This is a genomic window from Vespertiliibacter pulmonis, from assembly GCF_013377275.1.
In the GTDB taxonomy this organism is placed as follows: domain Bacteria; phylum Pseudomonadota; class Gammaproteobacteria; order Enterobacterales; family Pasteurellaceae; genus Vespertiliibacter; species Vespertiliibacter pulmonis.
Window position 1 is genome coordinate 880,020 of the sequence record NZ_CP016615.1, and the last position, 23,565, is coordinate 903,584.

Here is a 23,565-nt window from a genome sequence, read left to right on the forward strand (position 1 = left end):
TGATTTTTGTCATAATATGAAAAGAAAGGAACATTAATTGAACATTTTAGTAAAAAGAAAAAATAGCAAGAATCATACCGCTTGTAAGTGACAAAATAAAAAAGCGAACAGTGCAGTTGTTGTTCGCTTTAGTATTATAAGAGGGTTAATGCTTATTTATGTTTCTTCAAAAACTCAACACCCGTGTCTGGGAAGTCAGTAAAGATGCCTGTTGCCCCTGATTTATTGAGTAAAGCATCATACATTTCATCTACATTCGTAAAAAACGGCTCTAATGCGTCTTTACGCACGGTATAAGGGTGTAGTTCCATTTTATATTGTGCAAGTTCTTTAACCAATGGCGTATAAACAATATGCCCAACTTTTGATTTTTCTTTATCCACTAGCAGATACCAACCTGGGCCGACACCATCAGCATATTTAGCAACCTCAGCCATCGCACCAGGTTTAAACATCCAATCGTAATTGGACTTATTCCGTTGACCAGATCTATTTTTTTCTTCTGTCTCGTACCAATCTGTATTATAAGAAATAAGCTGGATTAACTTAATATTCATTCCCATTTTTGGCATTAATTCAGTTTTAATACGTTTGAGTTCGTTGAAATCGAACGTTTGGAGGTAAACTCGATCATCTTTACTATCATAGCCATATTTTTTCAAGACTTTTAATGTTTCTAAAGCGATATCTTTACCTGCTTGGTGGTGTAGCCACGGTGCTTTAATTTCTGGGTAAATTCCCACTTTTCTGCCCGTAGATTTTTCTAAGCCTTGAATAAATTCAAGCTCATCTTCAAATGTATGGATTTTAAAATGGGATTTCCACATTGGAAAACGGTTTGGATAAACTTGCACTTGTTTGCCATTTTCGACTTTAAAATTTTCAGTCATTTCAAGAGATTGGATCTCTTTCAAGGTGAAGTCCATTACATAAAAGCGACCATCTTTACGTGCACGATGTGGAAATTTCTTCGCCACATCCGTTAAACCATCTAAGAAGTGATCGTGAATTACCACTAAACGATTATCTTTAGTCATTGCTAAATCTTGTTCTAAATAATCTGCTTGTTGTGCAAAAGCTAAGGCCTTTGATTCTAAGGTATGTTCAGGTAAATAACCACTTGCGCCACGATGGGCAATTATAATTTTTGTTGTTTCAATATGAGCTTCTGACTTTTGACATCCTACAAATACTGTCGTAGCAATAATAGTAAATAATAATGATTTAAGTTTCATATTATATTACCTCTATCTACTTATTACATTTCGGTCTTATATCATAAAAATAGAGCTCACTAATTTCTCTATCATATCCAGGATAAAATCCTTTTGGCATACCAAGTACAATTTGCTTGCCTCTATTAGCATGAACGATCATTTGCTGGGTTTCTGAATTAATTACTAACCCTTCAATTTCTCCATAATCTTTGAAATCATCAAATGTTTTTTCTAAGATGACTTTACCTTGGTTATTTTTATCAGATATTTCTACTCTATAGAGGTGATCTGCTTCTTGTTCATCTGCAGTACCATCATCAGCAGTAATGTAAAGTTTACCTTGATAAGCATAAATTCCTTGAATCCATTGAGGAACGGGTTGTAAGTGTATTTTACGTTTATATTTACCTGAATTGAGATCATATTCGTATAAATAGCGTCCACTTTCTTCTCCGACCCAAGATGACATCCATACACTATTATTTACAGTATCTACTGTAATTCCTGAAACTTCTACTTGCCCAGAAAGAGGTTCAAAATCAATTGAACGTTTTAAAACTAGAGTATTTGGGTCGTGAATTGCAATTTGAATATTTTTACCTACACCATCTTCGAACCATTCTGAAGAAACGTAAAGTTCATTATTGAAAATATCAATATCTCCGATATGGTTTGCTTCTTTTTTATATCCAATAAATGGTTGGATATTCTCTAGGATTAATTTTCCATTTAGATCATATTTTGATAGTGTTTTGCTTCCTGACACATATAAAAACTGGCCATCAGTAGTAACACCTTGGCGTCCTTGGACTTCTATTATTTTATTTAATTTATACTCAAAATTTGGCAATAAATTTTTTACTGATACGTCACAATTTGAATTTGATGCGTAGAGTGAACTTGAGATTAGCCCTATTCCTAATAATACAAACTTTTTTAAATTCATAGTATTGTTCCTTAAAAAAGGGAAGAATAATTGTTATTCTCCCCTTTTCGATTAATTATTGACCGTAAGTATCGCCAATTTTTGCTTTATGTTTTGCTTCTTCAATGGTTGTTAATAATAGTAATAATACCGCAAGAACACCACCTGCGATCATTACATAGAAACCACCGTCCCAGCCATAATTTTCAGCTGCCCAACCAACAACGGCTGAGGCTGCAACTGATCCACCAATATAACCAAATAAACCAGTAAAGCCTGCTGCTGTACCTGCTGCTTTTTTCGGTGCAAGCTCAAGTGCATGTAAACCAATTAACATTACAGGACCATAGATGAGGAAGCCAATTACCGTCATCATAATAAAATCCATTAATTGATGCGGGTTGTCATACCAAGGTAAATTTGCATATTGCGCTAATTCATTCTCTGGTGTTGCTGGATTTAACCAATAAGCTACAACAGCAACTGTTACAGCAATCATAAAGATACAGCCAGTTAAACCTCGTTTTCCTTTAAATACTTTATCTGATACCCAACCACAGAATAACGTACCTGGAATTGCAGCAAATTCATAAATAAAATATGCTGAAGCGGTTCCTTTAATATTGAAATGCTTAACTTCGCCTAGATATACTGGAGACCATTTTGAGATACCGTAACGAATTAAATAAACAAATACATTTGCTAATGCAATGTACCAAAGTAGTTTATTCTTTAAAACGTAAGTGACAAAAATCTCTTTAGCTGAAAGATTATTTTCATACGTTTTTTCGTTATAGTCTTCAGGATAATCATTCCGCCATTTCTCAATTGCTGGTAACCCACAAGATTGTGGGGTATCTTTCATAATGAGATAAACAGGAATAGCACAGAACATTGCTAAAATACCTGGATAATATAATGTTTGTTGCCAAATATCTTGTTGTGTTGCAGCTACACCATATTGAGTGAAATAGATATAACCTGCTAATGTGAAGAGTAACGGTGGTACTGCACCGCCTACGTTATGAGCAACGTTCCATACTGATACAATCGAACCACGCTCTGATTTAGACCACCAGTGAACCATTGTTCGACCACATGGAGGCCACCCCATCCCTTGGAACCAACCATTTAAGAAAATTAGGAAAGACATAATGGCGATACCGGATGTCGCCCAAGGAGCCAACCCCATCAATGTCATTGTCATTCCTGAAAGGAAAAGCCCAAATGGTAAAAACATTTTTGGGTTAGAGCGGTCAGAAACTGATCCCATTAAAAATTTTGATAAACCGTAGGCTAAGCCAAACCAAGCACCAATACCGCCGAGTTGTGCTTTATTATATAAGCCAGCCTCAATTAAGCCTTTTTGGGCTAAATCGAAATTAGAACGAACAAAATAAAATGCGGCATAACCGAAAAAGATACCGATAAAGACTTGCCAACGCAAGCGCTTATAGGTTGGATCTATTTTGTCCGCAGGAAGCTCTGCAATATGCGGAGCAGGTTTAAATGGACCAAACATAAGAAACTCCAAAATAATAAGTTAATAAAAACGTTCATTGTTATAAATTCAACAGGAACGAGCATAATAAATTTTTTCTAAAAATAGAAAAGTGATAATGTTTAATTATGTGAACAAGTTCACAAAAACAGTATAAATTTAATGAACTAATTGTGAAAGAGATCACAGTTTAAAGTTCTTTTTTAAACAATTTATTGTCGTTAGTGACCATTTAAAGATAGAATACTTTCGTTTATGGTTGTTTTGCCTATTTTTTAATTGATTGTGGGGGCTTGAGATGAATATATCACCTCAAATGTATAAAAATGTTGCTGATGTTTCACCACAAGCAGCAGAAGTGATTATTATTGGTGGTGGTGCAACAGGAGCTGGTATTGCTCGAGATTGTGCATTGCGTGGTATTGATTGTATTTTACTTGAACGGCGTGATATAGCGACAGGTACAACAGGGAGAAATCACGGCTTATTGCATAGCGGAGCTAGATATGCCGTAAAAGACCGAGAGTCAGCAGAAGAGTGCATTACTGAAAATAAAATTTTACGTAAAGTAGCTCGTCATTGTATTGAAGAAACGGAAGGGTTATTTATTACCTTGCCTGAAGATGATATTGCGTATCAAAAAACATTTATTGATGCTTGTACTAGCTCTGGTATAGAAGCGGTAGCAATCGACCCGAAATTAGCTCAAGTAATGGAAGTTTCTGTTAATCCGGCCTTAATTGGTGCAGTCGTTGTGCCAGATGGTTCTATTGACCCTTTTCGTTTAACTGCATCAAATATGCTTGATGCAACAGAAAACGGAGCAAGAGTATTCACCTATTGTGAAGTAATTGGCTTAATCCGTGAAGGCGGTAAGGTTATTGGGGTTAAGGTATTTGACCATAAAAACCGTTGTGAGAGACAATTTTTTGCTTCTGTGGTGGTGAATGCAGGCGGAATCTGGGGACAGGGTATTGCAGAATATGCAGATCTTAAAATCCGAATGTTCCCAGCAAAAGGTGCATTATTGATTATGGGGCATCGGATTAACAAAATGGTTATTAACCGTTGCCGAAATCCTGCTGATGCCGATATTCTTGTACCGGGCGATACAGTCAGCGTGATTGGGACAACATCAAGCCGAATTCCCTATGATCAAATTGATAATATGATTGTTACTCCCGAAGAAGTGGATATTCTGTTTCGAGAAGGGGAGAAACTTGCACCAAGTTTACGCTATACTCGAGTATTGCGTGCTTATGCAGGGGTTCGTCCGTTAGTTGCAACGGACGATGATCCGTCAGGACGAAATGTTAGCCGTGGTATTGTGTTGCTTGATCACCAAGAACGAGATGGTTTAGACGGTTTCATTACAATTTCGGGCGGTAAGCTAATGACCTACCGTTTAATGGCAGAGTGGACAACAGATTTAGTTTGCAAAAAATTGAACAAATCTGCCCGCTGTACGACCGCAGAAAGAGAGCTTCCTGGCTCAAGTGAAAGCCGTAGTGAAACTAATAAAAAAGTGATTTCATTACCGAGTACGATCCGCTATTCAGCTGTATTTCGCCACGGTTCTCGAGCTACTCGTTTATTAGATGAAGCTCGTTTAGATCGTTCTCTTGTGTGTGAGTGTGAAGCGGTTACAGCAGGCGAAGTGCGTTATGCTGTCGATGAATTAAGTGTTAATAATCTAGTCGATTTACGCCGTCGTACACGAGTAGGAATGGGGACTTGTCAAGCAGAACTTTGTGCTTGCCGAGCAGCTGGGTTGATGGCTCGTTTTAATGTTGCAACACCTCGTCAATCAACAACACAACTAGCCTCTTTTATGGAAGAGCGTTGGCGTGGTATTGAGCCGATTGCATGGGGAGAAGCGGTTCGAGAAGCCGATTTTACCAGTTGGATTTATTATAGCTTACTCGGCCTGAACGATGTTCAGCCACTCGAAAAACAAGATCAGCAAGGGACAGATAGCAATGAATTTTGATGTAGTAATAATTGGAGGCGGTTTAGCGGGGCTGACTTGTGCAATTAAGTTACAAGAGCAAGGAAAAAAATGTGTAATTATCAACAATGGGCAAGCCGCAATGGATTTTTCTTCGGGGTCAATGGATTTACTCGGACATTTAACAAGCGGTCAGATTGTGCATAATTTTAGTCAAGCATTCGATATATTACAGCAAGAACTACCTCAACACCCGTATAGCTTAATTGGCAAGCAAAAAACATTAGAAAAAGCAAAACAATTTGAACAATTAGCCCATTCCTTACATTTAGGATTAGAAGGCACAGCGGAACAAAATCATTGGCGAGTAACCCCCTTAGGTGGTTTACGAACAACGTGGTTGTCGCCAAATAGTGTGCCGACCGTATGGGATAATTCGCCTTTTCCTCATAAAAAAATTGTTGTATTAGGGATTGAGGGCTATCACGATTTTCAACCACAAATGCTGGCAGAAAATTTAAAACAAAATGCTCAATTTAGCCATTGTGAATTGACAACGGCGTATTTGAATATCCCTGAATTAGACAGTTTGAGAGATAATTCTAGGGAATTTCGCAGTGTTAATATTGCCCAGTTACTTGAACATAAACTGGCATTTAATGATCTCGTGAAAGAAATCAAACAAGCAAGCCAAGGGGCAGAGGCGATTTTCCTACCTGCTTGTTTTGGGCTAGATGATCAGCGTTTTTTTAATAGTTTAAAAGAGGCAGTAGGGTTGGCGCTTTTTGAATTACCAACATTACCCCCTTCCTTACTAGGTATTCGTCAGCGTAAACAGCTTCGTCAGCGTTTTGAAAACTTGGGTGGCTTAATGTTAAATGGTGATCGTGCCTTAAAGGCGGAATTTAATGCAGGAAAAGTGAGTAAAATTTATACGCAATTACATCAGCAGAATGCGATTTATGCTGATCATTTTGTGCTGGCGTCGGGCAGTTATTTCAGTAACGGGCTGATTGCAGAGTTTGAACAAATTATCGAACCAGTTTTTCATAGCGATATTATCGGTTGCAAAGAATTTGATCGAACTAACCGCTTGTCGTGGACATCCGCTCGCTTTGCTGATCCTCAGCCTTATCAAGCAGCGGGTGTGGCAATTAACGCCTATTGCCAAGTTCAGAAACAAGGCGAAACCATTGAGAATTTGTACGCCATTGGCAATATCTTAGGTGGTTTTAATAGCCTAGAACTTGGTTGTGGATCGGGAGTGGCGGTTGTAACCGCACTCACTGTTGCTGATCATATTTTAGGAGGCGAAAATGAATAACATTCAACGCTTAATAGAACAAGCTCAACAGAATGCAGGCTCTGGCGTGATACATCATAACTTTGACGAATCTTTTGAAAGTTGTATTAAATGTACCGCTTGTACTGCAGTTTGTCCTGTCTCTCGCCAAAACCCTTTATATCCAGGTCCAAAACAAGCGGGGCCAGATGGCGAGCGTTTACGTTTAAAAAGTGCAGATTTATTTGATGATGCCTTAAAATATTGCACGAACTGTAAACGTTGTGAAGTCGCGTGCCCTTCGGATGTAAAAATTGGCGATATTATTATTCGAGCAAGAAACAAATACCGTGATCGACAAAATAAACCGTTAATGCAAAAAATGCGTGATGCGGTGCTGAGTAATACCGATATTATGGGTAAAATGAATACCCCATTTGCGCCTATTATCAATACGATAACAGGGCTTAAAGCAACTAAATTCCTGCTAGAAAAAACGCTGAAAGTGAGTCGCCATCGTAGTTTGCCGAAATATGCGTTTGGTACGTTTCGGAGCTGGTATTTAAAAAAACAGGTAGAACAACAGCGTCAATATAAAGAGAAAATTGCTTACTATCACGGTTGTTATGTTAATTATAATAATCCTCAACTAGGCAAAGAATTGATCGAGGTTTTCAATGCAATGGATATCGGCGTTGCATTACTTGAAAAAGAAAAATGTTGTGGTTTACCGTTAGCAGTGAATGGTTTTCCTGAAAAAGCGAAAAAATTAGCAAAATTTAACTTAAAAGAGTTAGAAAAAGTGGTGGATCAAGAGCTTGATGTCGTGGGAACTTCATCAAGTTGTACAATGAATTTACGAGATGAGTATCATCACGTATTAGGTATGGATAATGCGAAAATTCGTCCCCATGTTAATATTGTTACTCAATATCTTTACCAGTTATTTAGCCAAGGTAGAAAACCAAAATTGAAGACAATGCCATTGCGTGTTGCTTATCATACCGCTTGCCACGTAGATAAGGCAGGATGGGCGCCTTATACCTTAGACGTATTACGTCAAATTCCTGGGATAGAAGTAGTGATGTTGCCGTCCCAGTGCTGTGGAATTGCTGGCACTTACGGGTTTAAAGCAGAGAATTATGATGTTTCACAGGCGATAGGTAACCCATTATTTGAGCATATCAATAACGGTGGCTTTGATTTTGTGGTATCAGAATGTGAAACTTGTAAATGGCAAGTGGATATGTCTACTAACCTCACTTGTTTACATCCAATTAGTTTATTGGCAATGTCTTTAGATAAATAATACAATCCGAAAACACAAGCGGTCAGTTACTAAACATAAATGTAACTGATCGCTTTTTTATTTATTGGCGGAAGTGAATGGGAGTTGAACCCACCCGAGAACGCTGGCGTCCTCAATAGGATTTGAAGTCCTACCGCCTCACCGGAGACGACTCACTTCCGAAAAAGTAGCGGTATTCTACTGAATTTATTAGAATTGTGCAAAATTTCCTATTAGGATACTTTATGCAAAATCTGTTTCGAACCATTCCAGCTGTGGATAAATTATTAAAACTACCTAAAGGGGTAGAATTAGTGGAGAAGTTTGGTCATTCTGCGGTGGTTGAACAAGCTCGCTTATTGATTGAGCAAATTCGCCAATCCATCCAAAAAAATCAAGCTTTACCCGAGTTTTCCAAGAATGAAGAAAGTATTTTTAATCAATTATCTGACCGCTTGCAAAGCCACCAACAAGTTGCGATTAAGAAAGTCTTTAACTTAACGGGAACGGTGTTACACACTAATTTAGGGCGTGGGTTATGGGCGCAAAAAGCAATAGAGGCGGCAACTGATGCGATGCGACATAATGTTGCCCTAGAGTTTGATATTGATGCAGGAAAAAGAAGTCATCGTGATATTTATATTTCTGAACTGTTACAACAAATTACAGGAGCAGAAGCAGCCTGTATCGTAAATAATAATGCGGCGGCAGTATTGTTGATGTTTGCTACCTTTGCGCAAGGCAAAGAAGTGATTGTTTCCCGTGGAGAATTGATTGAAATTGGTGGGGCGTTCCGAATTCCTGACATTATGCAACAGGCAGGCTGTAAATTGGTGGAAGTGGGGACAACAAATCGCACCCATTTGCAGGATTATCGCAACGCAATTACTGAAAATACAGCATTCTTAATGAAGATCCATACCAGTAATTTTCAAATTCAAGGTTTTACGTCAAGCGTAAGTGAAAGAGAATTGGTTGCACTTGGCAATGAATTTAATATACCCGTGGTGAGTGATTTGGGTAGTGGTTCACTCATTGATTTAGCCAATCTAGGCTTGCCTGCTGAACCGTTAGTACAACATAAAATTCAGTCGGGCGTGGCGTTAGTGTCTTTTTCTGGGGATAAATTATTGGGCGGACCGCAAGCAGGTATTATTGTGGGTAAAAAATCGTGGATCGAGCAACTACAACGACACCCCTTAAAACGAGTGTTACGTTGCGATAAAGTGATTTTATCAGCGTTAGAAGCCACATTGCGGGCATATTTATTTCCTGATCAACTTACTCAAAATCTGCCAACTTTATCACTACTTACACAGCCGATAGAAGCCTTACAAATCAAAGCAGAACGCTTATTTAACGTATTGAATAAGCGGTTAGATTCTTGCTATTTTTTACAAATTGAATCAAGCGAAGCCCAAATTGGGAGTGGAGCGTTACCAACGGAGAAAATTCAGTCTGTAGCAGTAACGATTTCGGCTCAAAATCAGCGTGATTTGTTAGCGTTAGAACAGAAATTTAAGGCATTGCCACAGCCGATAATTGCTCGTTTATACCAACAAAAAATGTGGCTCGATTTACGTTCAGTGGCAGAGTTTGAAGAATTGCTTACGATGTTGGAGTGGGTACTATGATTATTGTTACAGCAGGACATGTTGATCACGGCAAAACATCACTATTACACGCTTTGACGGGAACGCATACCGCTCATTTACCCGAAGAAAAAAAACGAGGACTTACGATTGATTTAGGTTACGCTTATTTGCCATTGGGTGAATCGGTGATTGGTTTTATTGATGTTCCAGGACATCAGAAATTTTTATCGAATATGTTGGCGGGTTTGGGGGGCGTGAAGTATGCGTTATTGGTGGTATCGGCAGAGGAAGGTATTAAACCGCAGACAGAAGAGCATTTAGCAATTTTGCACCTGTTAAGTTTCGAGCAAATCATTGTGGTACTGACTAAAGCTGATCGAGTTGAGCAAGAGCGGATTGTTCAACTTTCTGCCGAGTTACGCCAACGTTATCCTTTTTTGACGAATTCACCCTTTTTTGTAACCTCAGCCCAGACAAAGCAAGGTATTGATGAGCTAAAAACCTATTTGGCAAGCCTAGCTGAAGATCCAGTAACAAATCGTCCTTTTCGTTATACGATTGATCGTATTTTTACTGTTAAAGGAGCGGGTGTAGTCGTTACTGGCACTGCAATAGCAGGAAAAGTCGGTCTTGGTGATGAATTTTATTTTACCAATAACAAAAAAGTACGGGTAAAAAATATTCACGCTCAAAATCAGCCTGCAACCTTCGGTTATCAAGGACAACGGCTTGCCTTGAACATTGCTAATGTAGAAAAAGAAGATATTCAACGAGGGGATTGGATTACGCAGTGTGAGGCTGAATTAAGCGATCGGATTTCTGTACAGCTTTCCCCTGCACAGTTGCTAAAAGAAAGTAATATTGTACATATTTATCATTACGCTAGCCACGTTACAGGTAAACTCAATTTATTGAATGTGAAACAAGCGGCCGGTTTGGGCAATTATTTTGCAGAACTAATTTTTGATCAGCCCTTGCCCTGTGTAGTGGGTGATAAACTAATTATCCGTAATGGCGATGATAGTCAAACCTTAGCAGGGGCAAAGGTAATCGAAATTAACTCGCCTAAACGGCATAAAAGACAGGCAGTGCGCTTAGCTTATCTGGCAGAAATTGCTCAAGCAGACAATCAAGCAGCACGTATTGACTGTTATGTACGGAAACAAGCGGTGAATATTCCCCATTTATTGTGGTGCGAGCAGATCTTCCGTGCCGATTTAGAGCAGTTAGCAAGGGAACAGGGCTATTTTATTGTCGATCAGTGGTTGTTTGATTTGCCGTATAAACAGTATATTCAGCAACAAATTGAACTAAAATTAGCGGATTATCATCAACAATATAGCGATCAACTAGGGGTAACTAAAGCTCGTTTATACCGTATTGCTACACTTGGGCAGCCTATTCCTCTTGTTTATACGCTAATTGATGAGCTAATTGCACAAGGGAAACTTATGCAAACTCGTGGCTGGATCCATTCTCCCGATCATCGCATTGCATTTTCGGGAAAAGAGATGCAGTTGTGGGCAGAGATTCAACCACTTTTTGCTAAAACGCATCAAGCGTTGTGGGTACGAGATATTGCGAAGACGTTATTCATTGATGAAAATGAAATGCGAAATTTACTCTATAAAGCAGGAAAATTAGGCTATCTTGTACCGATTGTTAAAGATCGTTTCCTATTACACGAACAAGTCAGTGAATTTGCACAAAAGATTAAACAAATTATCCTTCAACAAGGCGATATTTCAGTTAATCAATTGAGGGACGAAATTCAATATGGGCGTAAACTTACCGTACAGCTGATCGAATATTTTGACCGCTCTGGTTTTTTACGCCGTAAAGGTGATGTACATTTACTGCGTGATGTGGATACTTATTAGTATTATTCTGTTTCTAAAGCAACATTGATTGCAATAGAAATTCCTTTAAGTACAGTTTCTAATGCCATCGTTGGTGCATTAGGATGATTTACCCCTTGCTCTGGCAAAAATGGAATGTGAATAAATCCACCACGACAATTTGGAAGATGTTTTGCAAGAAAATGCAGTAGTCCATACATAGTATGATTACAAACATAGGTGCCAGCAGAGAGAGAAAGTGATGCGGGAATACCATTTTCTTTAAGTGCTTGTACGATAGTTTTGCAAGGTAGTGTTGAGAAATAGGCTGATGGTGCGTGAGGAATAATTTCAGTATCAATGGGTTGATTATTTTGATTGTCAGGGATAGTCGCATCATTAAGGTTGATAGCCACACGTTCAATCGCAATATCAGATTGTCTAGCGGCTTGTCCAATACATATCACAATATCGGGTTGAATTTCCTTAATTTTTTCCTGTAAGACTTCAAGAACAAGATCAAATACGCAGGGTAATTGTACAGCGTAGATAAATGATGGTTTAGCAAGGCGTTTTGCTACTTCCCATGATGGATTGATGGATTCTTTATTGAAAGGATCGAATCCTGTTATTAATACTTTTTTCATTTTTATTTACCTTTTTGTTACATATTATTATCATTTGTGTTAGTTTGATAGCATCATAACATGAATGGAGAGAATACTATGAGGAATGTGTTAATAACTATTTTAACAAGTATTTTACTTGCGCAGTTTGCTTATTCTGCGATTGTTCCTATGGGAACAAAGTTACGTGCCCAGCAAGAAATTACAATTAATAACGGCACAGAGCCAGTTTCTCTTGACCCACATAAAGTAGAGGGGATTCCCGAAGCAGTGATTATTCGCCAATTATTTGAAGGCTTAGTGGTGCGTGATCAAAAAGGTAATATTCAACCAGGAATAGCCGTAAGTTGGACAAGTAATGATGATTTTACTCAATGGACGTTCAGATTGCGTGAAACGAATTGGTCGAATGGAGATCCTTTGACTGCCGAAGATTTTGTTTATGCTTGGCAACGTTTAGCAAATCCTAAAACAGCTTCGCCTTATGCAAGCTATCTTGAAAAATTAAAATTAGTAAACGCGACAGATATTATTGCAGGCAAGAAAATGCTAAAAGAGCTTGGTGTTAAAGCGCTTGATAAATTTATGTTACAGCTTAATTTAAGTTCCCCAGTACCGTATCTGCCTGCAATGTTAGTTTCACATTCATTAGTTCCAGTACATAAAGCAGCGATTGATAAATTTGGTGATGAATGGACGAAAGTGAACAATTTTGTTGGTAATGGGGCTTATCGTTTGGCAGAGCGTGTATTAAATGAAAAATTAGTGTTGAATCGTAATTCTTATTATTGGAATGATAAAGAAACAGTCATTAACAAAGCTACTTTATTATCCTTAAGCTCAGCTAATGCAGATGTTGCTCGTTATCGTGCAGGTGGGCTAGATATGACTGCAAGTTCTGTCCCAATTGAACTTTACGCAAAATTGAAAGCAGAATTACCAAATGAGTTATATAGCACACGAGTTATTTCAACTTATTATTACGCTTTAAACAATCAAAAAGCTCCTTTTACGGATATTCGTGTAAGGAAAGCATTAAATTTAGCCTTGCAACGCAATGTTATTACAGACAAAGTTTTAGGAATGGGACAAACGCCCACTTATACTTATACGCCTAATTATATTAGCGGAGGAGAAAAAATTGTTACACCAGAATATGCGATGCTTTCGCAAGAGGAACGTAATCAGCAAGCAGTCGCTTTATTGAAAGAAGCTGGTTTTGACCCAACACACCCTTTGAAATTTACGTTGTTGTACAATACGTCAGAAAATCATAAAAAAGTGGCAATTGCAGCAACATCATTATGGAAATTAAACACAAATAATATTGTACAAGCTACTTTAAAAAACCAAGAGTGGAAAACTTTTTTATCTGAGTTAAATCAAGGGAATTTTGAAGTGGCTCGGTCTGGATGGCAAGGAGAGTATAATAATCCAACGGCATTCCAAAATAATTTTTTGACAAATAGTTCTTACAATGATGCAAAATTCTCAAACGCTGAATTTGATGCCTTAATTGATCAGTCGTATTACGCAAAAACAAGTGATGAACGTAGTCAAATTTATGCGAAAGCGGAATCATTGTTAATGTCTCAATACCCTATTGTACCAGTTTATAATAGTGTGAACATACGTTTAGTTAAGCCTTATGTAAAAGGTTTTACAACTACAGATCCGCAAGATTATTTTTATATTAAAAACTTTTATTTAGTAGATGAGTAGCATAATCTTTGTTTTTTAAGAAAATATAACCGTTGATATATAATCAGCGGTTATTTTTTAGAGAATAAGTAAGAGTAATATATAAGGTAAAGAGAGAATATGGCACTTCAGCTTCAACAGGCACAATTTCAACGGCAAAAACAGATTTTATCTATTGAACAGTTAGCTATTCAAATGGGTGATTTTTGGGCAGTAGCTGGCGGGAATGGGAGTGGTAAAACACTATTTTCACAAAGTTTAGCAGGTAACTTACCGCTTGTAAGCGGTCAGTTTACGACTAATTTTGCAAAAGTTGCATTGTCTTCATTTGAAAGTCAGCAAAAAATTATTGAGGCAATATTCAACGCTCGCAATAATGATGCAGTTAGCCCTGATGATTTTGGTCTAACTGCCCGTGAAATTATTTTAAGTGATAATAAAAATAGAGCATTGTGCGATTTTTATATAGATAAATTAAAGATAACTCAATTACTCGATCGCCCTTTTATTCAGCTTTCTACGGGCGAAAGCCGAAAAGTCCTACTTTGCCAATTATTAGTCAGTGAACCCGATTTGTTGATTTTAGATGAACCTTTTGAGGGATTAGATCAACAATCGGTACAAGAGTGGTTAGCTTTACTTGCTGAATTGCAACCACAAATGGCATTGGTATTGATTGTCAATCGGTTAAACGATATTCCAGATTGTGCAACTCATTTAGCGTTACTTGATAATTTGAGTGTGATTTTACAAGGAGAGCGTGCTGATATTGAGCAGGATTCGGTTTTTCAGCAGTTAGTTTATGCAGAGCAAGCGGTAGTAGCACAATTACCAGCGAGCGTAGCACCTACTGAACAGCTTCCTGTGAACATTCCGCCTTTTGATCTAAAAGAGGTTACTATTCAATATGGAGATAAACTTATTTTAGATAAATTGTCGTGGACGGTAAGTTCTAAAGAGCATTGGTGGATAAAAGGCCCTAATGGAGCAGGAAAATCAACGTTATTGGCTGTTTTATCAGGTGAACACCCACAATCTTTTGCTAATCATGTTATTTTGTTTGGTAAACAACGAGGTTCAGGTGAAACAATTTGGGATATCAAAAAGCATATTGGCTATGTTAGCAGTCAATTACATATGGATTATCGGGTAAATTGCAGTGTACGAGATGTGATATTATCGGGTTTTTTTGACTCAATTGGCGTATATCAAAAAGTATCAGAAGCTTTGCGATTAAAAGCTGATGAATGGCTAGCTCGGTTAAATTTTACTACATTAGCAAATAAGCCATTTCGTTCTCTCTCTTGGGGACAACAACGGCTATTAATTATTACACGAGCAATGGTTAAACACCCACCAATTTTAATTTTAGATGAACCATTGCAGGGGTTAGATGGTATTAATCGCAAATTAGTCAAGCAGTTTATTGATCAGCTTGTTCAAAATAGTCAAACACAATTATTGTTTGTTTCACATCAAGACCAAGATGCGCCGGATTGTATTACGCATTTATTTGAATTCGTTCCTAAAGAACAAGGTTATCAATATGTTAAACGAAGAGTAAATGGCTAGAATTTTTTGCAGATAATATCTCAACAAGCGGTGAGTTCTGACTAAAGTTTTGCGAAAGCACAAAGGAATTTACACAAAAGTGAGAAAAGATCGTGGCAAGCAAAGCAGAAAATGCTAGAATTGCACGCTTTGAAAAGTATAAGTTTTTTAATTAAAAATTTTAGGTTGTCTATGTCTAAAGAAATTCAAACAAAACACCCAGATGTAGCGGATAAAGCGAAGGGTCAAGAAGGTAAAAGTAAGGGCGTTAATCGCATTTTATGGGTGCTATCTATTGCGTTAATTATAGTTGCTGCTGTTGGTAATACTTATTTTGCAAGCCATTTTTCATTTATCGTACGTATTTTATTGCTCGTTGTGCTATTAGTCGGTGGCGTTGGTATTGCGGCTATTACCAATCAAGGTCAAAAAGCGATTGGTTTTGTTAAATCATCTCGTCAAGAATTGCGTAAAATTGTGTGGCCAACACGCCCAGAAACAACACAAACTACCTTGATTGTTGCGGCTATCTGTGTAGTAGTAGCGTTAGCATTATGGGGAATTGACTCAATTATTGTTTCTGTTATTACATTTTTAACAAACTTGAGGTTCTAAAATGAGTGAGATTGAACAAGAATATGAAGTAAAAGAGCCTACAAGAATGCGTTGGTATGTTTTACAAGCGTTTTCAGGTTTTGAATCACGTGTAGCGATTACATTGCGTGAATATATCAAGCTACATAATATGGAAGAGCAGTTTGGTGAAGTATTAGTACCAACCGAAGAAGTCGTTGAAAATGTTGGTGGTCGCCGTCGTAAAACAGAGCGTAAATTTTTTCCTGGTTATGTATTAGTACAGATGGAAATGAATGATGATACGTGGCATTTGGTAAAAAGTGTACCTCGTGTAATGGGCTTTATTGGTGGAACAGCAGATAAGCCTGCACCTATTTCGCAAAAAGAAGCAGATCGTATTTTAAACCGTGTACAAGAAACGGCAGATAAACCTCGTCATAGAAAAGAGTTTCAACCGGGTGAAGAAGTTCGTGTTACGGAAGGTCCATTCGCTGATTTCAATGGTACAGTGGAAGAAGTGGATTACGAAAAAGGTCGCTTGAAAGTGTCTGTATCGATCTTTGGGCGAGCAACGCCAGTTGAGCTTGAGTTTAATCAGGTAGAAAAAAATAACGGTTAATTTAATTCTGATTTAAGCTAGGTTGTTATAATAAAAATGCTTGAAAAACAATCTAGTCTTAAGTAGAATTACCAGTCTATCTACGAGCTAGTGCATCTAGCTCGTATTTTTGTGTAACAGGGGAGCTAGTTCAACTAGCGTTAATACCCATTTCAGAGGAAGCTAAAATGGCAAAGAAAGTACAAGCCTACGTTAAGTTGCAAGTTGCAGCAGGTATGGCTAACCCATCGCCACCAGTTGGTCCTGCATTAGGTCAACAAGGTGTAAATATTATGGAATTCTGTAAAGCGTTCAATGCTCGTACTGAGAGCTTAGAAAAAGGTTTACCAATTCCAGTTGTAATCACTGTATATGCAGACCGTTCTTTCACTTTCGTTACTAAAACTCCACCAGCAGCAGTATTATTGAAAAAAGCGGCAGGTCTTAAATCTGGTTCTGCGAAACCAAATAAAGACAAAGTAGGTAAAGTAACTAAAGAACAGATCCGTCAAATCGCTGAAACTAAATCAGCAGATATGACTGGTGCAACGATTGAAACTAAGATGAAATCTATTGAAGGCACAGCACGTTCAATGGGCTTAGTGGTGGAGGACTAATACGATGGCTAAATTGACTAAAAAAATGAAAGCAATCAAAGCTGGCGTAGATTCTACTAAAGCCTATGAAATCTCTGATGCAATCGCAGTATTAAAACAATTTGCAACTGCAAAATTTGTTGAAAGCGTTGATGTTGCAGTAAATTTAGGAATTGACCCTCGTAAATCAGATCAAAACGTACGTGGTGCAACTGTATTACCACACGGTACAGGTCGTACTGCTCGTGTTGCTGTATTTACTCAAGGTGCAAATGCAGAAGCAGCAAAAGCTGCGGGTGCAGACTTAGTAGGTATGGAAGATTTAGCGGAACAAGTGAAAAAAGGCGAAATGGACTTTGACGTTGTTATTGCATCACCAGATGCAATGCGTGTTGTAGGTCAATTAGGTCAAATCCTTGGTCCACGTGGTTTAATGCCAAATCCGAAAGTAGGTACTGTAACGCCTAACGTTGCTGAAGCAGTTAAAAATGCAAAATCAGGACAGGTTCGTTACCGTAATGATAAAAATGGTATTATCCATACAACTATCGGTAAAGCAGATTTCTCTCCAGAGCAATTAAAAGAAAACCTTCAAGCATTGTTAGCGGCTATTGCAAAAGCAAAACCAACAACAGCTAAAGGTGTATTCCTTAAAAAAGTAAGCCTTTCAACCACTATGGGTGCAGGCGTACAAGTGGATCAATCTTCACTTTAATTGTTGATAAATTAATCTTTACAAAGTCAAGGATTATCCTTATAATCTTTGACTTATTTTGACCATAGATGGTCATTATTGATGGTGCTTGGCCAAACTCAAGCCCCGTCTAAGACTGTAGGAGTGTGTGAACACTTAATTTTTATCCTACATAGATGGTGAACAGACAGAATTTTCTGCTTCTGGACACCTTAGGCTCAAAAGCATTGTTTGCACTATCAGTAGTGTAAGCGGTTACATTTTTGAGATTTTTTGTAAATTCCACGCATTTTGTGGAGTGTATCAGGAGCTAAAACCAATGGCATTAAATCTTCAAGACAAACAAGCGATTGTTGCTGAAGTAAACGAAGCTGCCAAAGGTGCCCTTTCTGCGGTGGTTGCGGACTCTCGTGGCGTTACTGTAGAAAAAATGACTGAGTTACGTAAATTAGCACGTGAATCAGGTGTTTCAATGCGTGTTGTGCGTAATACATTATTACGTCGTGCGGTTGAAGGAACTGAATTTGAGTGTTTAACTGATACGTTTACTGGTCCAACTCTTATTGCATTCTCAACTGAACACCCTGGTGCTGCAGCACGTTTGTTCAAAGATTTTGCAAAAACAAACAAAGAGTTTGAAATTAAAGGTGCAGCCTTTGAAGGTAAAGTACAAGATGTTGATTTCTTAGCAACATTACCAACTTACGAAGAAGCAATTGCACGTTTAATGGGCACAATGAAAGAAGCTGCGGCAGGCAAACTTGTTCGCACTCTTGCAGCATTACGCGACAAATTACAAGAAGCGGCATAATTTTTATTCGCCGTATTCTTAACTCGTTTAACTTATTTACTTTAGGAATTGATTGTTATGTCTTTAACTAACGAACAACTTATTGAAGCGATTGCTTCTAAATCAGTATCAGAAATCGTTGAATTAATCGCAGCGATGGAAGAAAAATTTGGTGTGTCAGCAGCGGCAGCAGCAGTTGCAGTAGCAGCAGGTCCAGCAGAAGCAGCAGAAGAGAAAACTGAATTTGATGTAATTCTTGCTAACGCAGGTGCAAACAAAGTTGCTGTAATCAAAGCAGTACGTGGTGCAACTGGCTTAGGCTTAAAAGAAGCGAAAGACTTAGTTGAGTCTGCTCCAGCAGCATTAAAAGAGGGTATCTCTAAAGCTGAAGCTGAAGCGCTTAAGAAAGAATTAGAAGAAGCTGGTGCACAAGTAGAAATCAAATAATTTTGATTAAATTTGTCAGCCTTTTAAAGCTGTTATGGCTGGTGGTTTTCCATCAGCCATTTTGTGCTTAAATATTTTGGATAAATTTGTCCTGTTGTTTTAATTTATCTAATTATTTGATTTTGCAAGCGGTCAGATTAGACTGTATTTTGCATATCCTGACCTAATCAAACGCCAGTGAGGTAGTGATTTTTGACCCCTGTTCCCTGATTAGAAAATAACATCTCGTACCCTATTTTAAATGCCACTTCCAGCCAGTCTTACAGGCGGATTGTGAATTCAATAACCAATAAAAAAATCAGAGGCTATCTAAAAATGGCATACTCATTCTCCGAGAAAAAGCGTATTCGTAAGAGCTTTGGTAAACGTCCACAGGTTCTTAACGTACCTTATCTATTAACCATTCAGCTTGATTCTTTTGATAAATTTATCAAAAGAGATCCTGAAGGACAACAAGGTTTAGAAGCGGCATTCCGTTCAGTTTTTCCGATTGTCAGCAACAACGGTTCGACTGAATTACAATACGTTTCTTATGAACTAGGTGAGCCAGCGTTCGATGTGCGTGAATGTCAAATTCGTGGCACAACTTATGCAGCCCCTCTCCGTGTTAAATTACGTTTAGTTACTTTTGATCGTGAAGCTGCGGCAGGCACGGTAAAAGATATTAAAGAACAAAATGTTTATATGGGTGAAATCCCATTGATGACCGATAACGGTACTTTTGTAATCAATGGTACTGAACGTGTTATCGTTTCACAATTACACCGTAGCCCGGGCGTATTCTTTGATTCAGACAAAGGTAAAACCCATGCATCAGGTAAAGTGTTATATAACGCACGCATTATTCCTTATCGTGGTTCTTGGTTAGATTTTGAATTTGACCCGAAAGATAATTTATATGCACGTATCGACCGTCGCCGTAAATTACCCGCAACTATTATTTTGCGTGCGTTAGGCTATACAACGGAAGAAATTCTGAATATGTTCTTCGATAAAATTATCTTTGATGTAAAAGATAATAAATTATTAATGGAACTTGTGCCAGAACGTTTGCGTGGTGAAATGGCTGCATTTGATATTGAAGCCAATGGTAAAGTTTATGTGGAAAGTGGTCGTCGTATTACTGCCCGCCATATCAAAGCATTAGAAAAAGATAATATTTCGCAAATTGAAGTACCAACTGAATATATTGTCGGTAAAGTAACTGCAAGAGATTATATTGATTTAGATACTGGCGAAATTATTTGCCCATCAAATACTGAAATTTCCCTTGAGCTATTAGCAAAATTGGTTCAAGCAGGTTATCACCAAATTGAAGTATTGTTTACCAATGATTTAGATCACGGTGCTTATATTTCAGAAACATTGCGTGTTGATCCAACTTATGACCGTTTAAGTGCATTAGTTGAAATTTACCGTATGATGCGTCCAGGTGAACCACCAACGAAAGAAGCGGCAGAAGCCTTATTTGACAATATGTTCTTCTCAACAGACCGCTATGATCTTTCTGCGGTAGGTCGTATGAAATTCAACCGTTCATTAGGCATTCCAGAAGGTGTCGGTACGGGAATTTTAAGTAAAAGCGACATTATTGATGTAATGAAGAAATTGATCGATATCCGTAATGGTAATGGTGAAGTGGACGACATCGATCACTTAGGCAACCGCCGTATTCGCTCTGTGGGCGAAATGGCAGAAAACCAATTCCGTATCGGTTTAGTACGTGTTGAGCGTGCTGTTCGTGAACGTCTTTCATTAGGTGATTTAGATGGCGTTTCTCCACAAGATTTAATTAACGCTAAACCAATTTCAGCTGCAGTGAAAGAGTTTTTTGGCTCGTCTCAGCTTTCGCAATTTATGGATCAAAACAACCCGCTTTCAGAGGTTACCCATAAACGCCGTATTTCTGCATTAGGACCGGGTGGTTTAACCCGTGAGCGTGCAGGTTTTGAGGTGCGAGATGTTCACGCAACTCACTATGGTCGTGTTTGTCCAATCGAAACGCCTGAAGGTCCGAATATCGGTTTGATCAACTCACTTTCTGTGTATGCTCGTACTAATGATTATGGTTTCTTAGAAACACCATACCGTAAAGTGGTTGATGGTCAAGTTACGGAAGAAATTGAATACCTTTCTGCAATTGAAGAAGGCAACTACGTTATTGCACAGGCAAACTCAAATTTAGATGATGACTTCCGTTTTACAGATACTTATGTAACTTGTCGTGGTGAACACGGAGAATCTGGCTTATATCGCCCTGAAGATGTTCAATATATGGACGTTTCAACACAACAAGTTGTGTCTGTTGCAGCAGCATTGATTCCGTTCCTTGAGCATGACGATGCGAACCGTGCTTTAATGGGTGCAAACATGCAACGTCAAGCTGTTCCAACATTACGTGCAGATAAACCATTAGTTGGTACAGGTATCGAAAAAGCAGTGGCATTAGACTCGGGCGTTGCCGTTGTGGCTAAACGTGGTGGTATGGTTCAATATGTTGATGCCTCTCGTATCGTTGTAAAAGTCAATGAAGATGAAACCATTGCAGGCGAAGCTGGTATTGATATTTATAACTTAATTAAATATACCCGTTCAAATCAAAATACCTGTATTAACCAAATTCCTTGTGTGAAATTGGGTGAGCCAGTAGAGCGTGGTGAAATCTTAGCTGATGGTCCATCAACTGATTTAGGTGAATTAGCATTAGGTCAAAATATCCGTGTCGCATTTATGCCTTGGAACGGTTATAACTTTGAAGACTCAATGTTAGTGTCTGAGCGTGTTGTACAAGAAGATCGCTTTACTACCATTCATATTCAAGAATTATCTTGTGTAGCTCGTGATACAAAATTAGGATCTGAAGAGATTACTGCGGACATTCCAAATGTCGGCGAATCAGCATTAAGTAAACTTGATGAATCAGGTATTGTTTACATTGGTGCAGAAGTTAAGGGTGGTGATATTTTAGTGGGTAAAGTTACCCCTAAAGGTGAAACTCAATTAACACCGGAAGAAAAATTATTGCGTGCAATTTTCGGTGAAAAAGCTTCTGATGTAAAAGACTCTTCACTTCGTGTACCAAATGGAACATCAGGGACAATTATTGACGTTCAAGTCTTTACTCGTGATGGTGTAGAGAAAGATAAACGTGCAAAAGACATTGAAGAAATGCAGTTGCGTGAAGCGAAAAAAGATTTAGTTGAAGAACTTGAAATCTTAGAAGCTGGTTTATTCACTCGTGTACATAATGTGTTAGTTGAAGGCGGAATTGCTGAAGCAACGTTAGATAAAATGGCTCGTGAAAAATGGTTAGAGCAAACTTTAGAAGATGAAGCTAAGCAAAATCAGCTTGAACAGCTTGCTGAACAGCACGAAGAATTACGCAAAGAATTTGAACGTAAACTTGAAATTAAACGTAATAAAATTATCCAAGGTGATGATTTAGCACCAGGTGTATTAAAAGTAGTTAAAGTTTACCTTGCGGTAAAACGCCAAATTCAGCCAGGGGATAAAATGGCGGGTCGTCATGGTAATAAAGGGGTTATCTCTAAAATTAACCCTGTGGAAGATATGCCATATGACGAAAATGGTCAGCCAGTTGAAATTGTATTAAACCCACTGGGTGTACCTTCTCGTATGAATATCGGTCAGATCCTTGAAACCCATTTAGGACTTGCTGCTCGTGGTATTGGTGATCAAATCAATGCGATGATTAAGCAACAACAATCTATTGCGAAATTGCGTGAATATATGCAAAAGGCCTACGATTTAGGGCACGGCTCGCAAGTGGTTGATTTAAGCAAATTCACAGATGAAGAAGTGATGACCTTAGCGCAAAATTTACGTAAAGGCTTACCGCTTGCAACCCCAGTATTTGATGGTGCGCACGAAAGTGAAATTAAAGGCTTACTTGAATTAGGTGGTTTACCAACAAGCGGTCAGATTACGTTGTATGATGGACGTACGGGTGAGAAATTTGAGCGTCCAGTAACCGTAGGTTATATGTATATGCTTAAATTGAACCACTTAGTTGATGATAAAATGCACGCTCGTTCAACAGGTTCTTATAGTCTTGTTACTCAACAACCATTGGGCGGTAAAGCTCAGTTCGGTGGTCAGCGTTTCGGTGAGATGGAAGTTTGGGCGTTAGAAGCATACGGTGCGGCTTATACCTTACAAGAAATGCTTACAGTGAAATCGGACGATGTAAATGGTCGTACGAAGATGTATAAAAATATCGTAGATGGTACGCACTATATGGAACCGGGAATGCCTGAATCCTTTAATGTAATTACGAAAGAGATCCGTGCATTAGGTATTGATATGGAGTTAGACGAAGCTTAGTCTATATTTCAGTAAGTAAAGTCCAAAAGCGGGCAAACAAGCGGTTAG

18 protein-coding genes and 1 tRNA gene are annotated in these 23,565 nt (G+C 38.3%); 14 read left to right on the forward strand and 5 right to left on the reverse strand.

Going from position 1 to position 23,565, the window contains the following annotated elements; genetic code table 11:
- Nucleotides 1-152: 152 nt before the first annotated feature.
- The 3 genes from glpQ to glpT are packed head-to-tail and all read right to left on the reverse strand — an operon-like array spanning nt 153 to nt 3,664.
- Complete coding sequence (gene glpQ / locus A6B43_RS04430) at nt 153-1,235, reverse strand: glycerophosphodiester phosphodiesterase (protein ID WP_124211323.1); 1,083 nt, start codon at nt 1,233-1,235, stop codon at nt 153-155.
- Nucleotides 1,236-1,251: 16 nt separating this feature from the next.
- Nucleotides 1,252-2,163 (reverse strand): hypothetical protein, encoded by a 912-nt coding sequence (locus A6B43_RS04435; RefSeq protein ID WP_124211324.1) that lies wholly within the window; start codon nt 2,161-2,163, stop codon nt 1,252-1,254.
- A 55-nt stretch (nt 2,164-2,218) separates the two neighbouring features.
- A complete protein-coding gene (glpT, locus tag A6B43_RS04440; protein ID WP_124211325.1) occupies nt 2,219-3,664 on the reverse strand; it encodes a glycerol-3-phosphate transporter in 1,446 nt (481 codons plus the stop codon).
- Between the two features lie 277 nt (nt 3,665-3,941).
- Between glpT and glpA the strand changes: the two genes are divergently transcribed.
- The 3 genes from glpA to glpC are packed head-to-tail and all read left to right on the forward strand — an operon-like array spanning nt 3,942 to nt 8,182.
- Nucleotides 3,942-5,633 carry an anaerobic glycerol-3-phosphate dehydrogenase subunit A gene (gene glpA / locus A6B43_RS04445; protein WP_124211326.1) on the forward strand — a complete coding sequence of 564 codons (1,692 nt, stop codon included), beginning with the start codon at nt 3,942-3,944 and terminating at the stop codon, nt 5,631-5,633.
- Nucleotides 5,623-6,915, forward strand: coding sequence for a glycerol-3-phosphate dehydrogenase subunit GlpB (gene glpB / locus A6B43_RS04450; RefSeq protein WP_124211327.1), 1,293 nt, complete (start codon nt 5,623-5,625; stop codon nt 6,913-6,915). The genes glpA and glpB overlap by 11 nt, the downstream gene beginning before the upstream one ends.
- Complete coding sequence (gene glpC / locus A6B43_RS04455) at nt 6,908-8,182, forward strand: anaerobic glycerol-3-phosphate dehydrogenase subunit GlpC (protein WP_124211328.1); 1,275 nt, start codon at nt 6,908-6,910, stop codon at nt 8,180-8,182. Before glpB ends, glpC begins: the two co-directional genes overlap by 8 nt.
- A 65-nt stretch (nt 8,183-8,247) precedes the next feature.
- Here glpC and A6B43_RS04460 read toward each other — a convergent pair.
- A tRNA-Sec gene (locus A6B43_RS04460) sits at nt 8,248-8,342 on the reverse strand.
- A gap of 64 nt (nt 8,343-8,406) precedes the next feature.
- Here A6B43_RS04460 and selA point away from each other — a divergent pair.
- Nucleotides 8,407-9,795 (forward strand): L-seryl-tRNA(Sec) selenium transferase, encoded by a 1,389-nt coding sequence (gene selA, locus A6B43_RS04465; RefSeq protein ID WP_124211329.1) that lies wholly within the window; start codon nt 8,407-8,409, stop codon nt 9,793-9,795.
- Nucleotides 9,792-11,636, forward strand: a complete 1,845-nt coding sequence (selB, locus tag A6B43_RS04470; protein WP_124211330.1) for a selenocysteine-specific translation elongation factor — start codon at nt 9,792-9,794, stop codon at nt 11,634-11,636. The genes selA and selB overlap by 4 nt, the downstream gene beginning before the upstream one ends.
- Nucleotides 11,637-11,638: 2 nt before the next feature.
- Here the strand turns inward: selB and pcp are convergent, their stop codons facing one another.
- A complete protein-coding gene (gene pcp, locus A6B43_RS04475) occupies nt 11,639-12,241 on the reverse strand; it encodes a pyroglutamyl-peptidase I (RefSeq protein WP_124211331.1) in 603 nt (200 codons plus the stop codon).
- Between the two features lie 78 nt (nt 12,242-12,319).
- Between pcp and A6B43_RS04480 the strand changes: the two genes are divergently transcribed.
- The 9 genes from A6B43_RS04480 (at nt 12,320) to rpoB (ending at nt 23,517) form a co-directional block, all read left to right on the forward strand.
- Nucleotides 12,320-13,942 (forward strand): ABC transporter substrate-binding protein, encoded by a 1,623-nt coding sequence (locus A6B43_RS04480; RefSeq protein WP_124211332.1) that lies wholly within the window; start codon nt 12,320-12,322, stop codon nt 13,940-13,942.
- Between the two features lie 99 nt (nt 13,943-14,041).
- Nucleotides 14,042-15,493 (forward strand): molybdate ABC transporter ATP-binding protein ModF, encoded by a 1,452-nt coding sequence (modF, locus tag A6B43_RS04485; protein WP_124211333.1) that lies wholly within the window; start codon nt 14,042-14,044, stop codon nt 15,491-15,493.
- Nucleotides 15,494-15,664: 171 nt separating this feature from the next.
- Nucleotides 15,665-16,087 carry a preprotein translocase subunit SecE gene (gene secE / locus A6B43_RS04490; RefSeq protein WP_124211334.1) on the forward strand — a complete coding sequence of 141 codons (423 nt, stop codon included), beginning with the start codon at nt 15,665-15,667 and terminating at the stop codon, nt 16,085-16,087.
- Nucleotide 16,088: 1 nt separating this feature from the next.
- Nucleotides 16,089-16,667, forward strand: a complete 579-nt coding sequence (gene nusG, locus A6B43_RS04495) for a transcription termination/antitermination protein NusG (protein WP_124211335.1) — start codon at nt 16,089-16,091, stop codon at nt 16,665-16,667.
- A 167-nt stretch (nt 16,668-16,834) separates the two neighbouring features.
- On the forward strand, nt 16,835-17,263 hold the full coding sequence (gene rplK / locus A6B43_RS04500) for a 50S ribosomal protein L11 (RefSeq protein ID WP_124211336.1): 429 nt from the start codon (nt 16,835-16,837) through the stop codon (nt 17,261-17,263).
- A 4-nt stretch (nt 17,264-17,267) separates the two neighbouring features.
- On the forward strand, nt 17,268-17,957 hold the full coding sequence (gene rplA / locus A6B43_RS04505) for a 50S ribosomal protein L1 (protein WP_124211337.1): 690 nt from the start codon (nt 17,268-17,270) through the stop codon (nt 17,955-17,957).
- Between the two features lie 298 nt (nt 17,958-18,255).
- Nucleotides 18,256-18,747 carry a 50S ribosomal protein L10 gene (rplJ, locus tag A6B43_RS04510; protein ID WP_124211338.1) on the forward strand — a complete coding sequence of 164 codons (492 nt, stop codon included), beginning with the start codon at nt 18,256-18,258 and terminating at the stop codon, nt 18,745-18,747.
- A gap of 57 nt (nt 18,748-18,804) precedes the next feature.
- Complete coding sequence (rplL, locus tag A6B43_RS04515) at nt 18,805-19,173, forward strand: 50S ribosomal protein L7/L12 (protein ID WP_124211339.1); 369 nt, start codon at nt 18,805-18,807, stop codon at nt 19,171-19,173.
- A gap of 315 nt (nt 19,174-19,488) precedes the next feature.
- A complete protein-coding gene (gene rpoB / locus A6B43_RS04520) occupies nt 19,489-23,517 on the forward strand; it encodes a DNA-directed RNA polymerase subunit beta (protein ID WP_124211340.1) in 4,029 nt (1,342 codons plus the stop codon).
- The last annotated feature ends 48 nt before the right edge of the window (nt 23,518-23,565 follow it).

What these genes read in the sequence shown, in the direction of transcription:
- rplK (WP_124211336.1), top strand. Translation starts at nt 16,835, where the DNA reads ATGGCAAAGAAAGTACAAGCCTACGTTAAGTTGCAAGTTGCAGCAGGT.
- A6B43_RS04435 (WP_124211324.1), bottom strand. Translation starts at nt 2,163, where the DNA reads ATGAATTTAAAAAAGTTTGTATTATTAGGAATAGGGCTAATCTCAAGT.
- glpC (WP_124211328.1), top strand. Translation starts at nt 6,908, where the DNA reads ATGAATAACATTCAACGCTTAATAGAACAAGCTCAACAGAATGCAGGC.
- glpA (WP_124211326.1), top strand. Translation starts at nt 3,942, where the DNA reads ATGAATATATCACCTCAAATGTATAAAAATGTTGCTGATGTTTCACCA.
- pcp (WP_124211331.1), bottom strand. Translation starts at nt 12,241, where the DNA reads ATGAAAAAAGTATTAATAACAGGATTCGATCCTTTCAATAAAGAATCC.
- nusG (WP_124211335.1), top strand. Translation starts at nt 16,089, where the DNA reads ATGAGTGAGATTGAACAAGAATATGAAGTAAAAGAGCCTACAAGAATG.
- rplJ (WP_124211338.1), top strand. Translation starts at nt 18,256, where the DNA reads ATGGCATTAAATCTTCAAGACAAACAAGCGATTGTTGCTGAAGTAAAC.
- modF (WP_124211333.1), top strand. Translation starts at nt 14,042, where the DNA reads ATGGCACTTCAGCTTCAACAGGCACAATTTCAACGGCAAAAACAGATT.
- selB (WP_124211330.1), top strand. Translation starts at nt 9,792, where the DNA reads ATGATTATTGTTACAGCAGGACATGTTGATCACGGCAAAACATCACTA.
- selA (WP_124211329.1), top strand. Translation starts at nt 8,407, where the DNA reads ATGCAAAATCTGTTTCGAACCATTCCAGCTGTGGATAAATTATTAAAA.
- glpT (WP_124211325.1), bottom strand. Translation starts at nt 3,664, where the DNA reads ATGTTTGGTCCATTTAAACCTGCTCCGCATATTGCAGAGCTTCCTGCG.
- rpoB (WP_124211340.1), top strand. Translation starts at nt 19,489, where the DNA reads ATGGCATACTCATTCTCCGAGAAAAAGCGTATTCGTAAGAGCTTTGGT.
- glpB (WP_124211327.1), top strand. Translation starts at nt 5,623, where the DNA reads ATGAATTTTGATGTAGTAATAATTGGAGGCGGTTTAGCGGGGCTGACT.
- rplA (WP_124211337.1), top strand. Translation starts at nt 17,268, where the DNA reads ATGGCTAAATTGACTAAAAAAATGAAAGCAATCAAAGCTGGCGTAGAT.
- secE (WP_124211334.1), top strand. Translation starts at nt 15,665, where the DNA reads ATGTCTAAAGAAATTCAAACAAAACACCCAGATGTAGCGGATAAAGCG.
- rplL (WP_124211339.1), top strand. Translation starts at nt 18,805, where the DNA reads ATGTCTTTAACTAACGAACAACTTATTGAAGCGATTGCTTCTAAATCA.
- A6B43_RS04480 (WP_124211332.1), top strand. Translation starts at nt 12,320, where the DNA reads ATGAGGAATGTGTTAATAACTATTTTAACAAGTATTTTACTTGCGCAG.
- glpQ (WP_124211323.1), bottom strand. Translation starts at nt 1,235, where the DNA reads ATGAAACTTAAATCATTATTATTTACTATTATTGCTACGACAGTATTT.